Source organism: Escherichia sp. AM3 (assembly GCF_032029835.1).
Lineage (GTDB): Bacteria > Pseudomonadota > Gammaproteobacteria > Enterobacterales > Enterobacteriaceae > Escherichia > Escherichia coli.
This window is the reverse complement of record NZ_JAVUPQ010001309.1, coordinates 1-236: the sequence shown is the minus strand read 5'-3', so window position 1 is coordinate 236 and position 236 is coordinate 1. Positions and strand designations below refer to the sequence as shown.

General features: G+C 58.1%; 1 pseudogene. It reads right to left on the bottom strand.

Annotation, left to right across the window (positions count from 1 at the left end):
• Positions 1–236: pseudogene (locus RTW80_RS30825) on the bottom strand (aspartate aminotransferase family protein); the annotation flags it as partial.

Here is a 236-nt window from a genome sequence, read left to right as displayed (position 1 = left end):
ACCAGAGACAGCAGGATTTTTACGTCCTCCAGCGTCACGGTTGGGTTCAGCAGGGTCAGCTTCAGGCAGGTGATACCGTTATGCTCGGTCACACCGACGTTTGCACGGCCAGACTCCAGCAGCGCATCGCCAATTTTCTGGTTCAGCAGGGCAATACCGGCGTCATTCATCTGCGCCTGCGGACGGAATCGGAACAGCACGCTTGCCAGCTGGGGTTGCATCACCAGTTCCAGAGC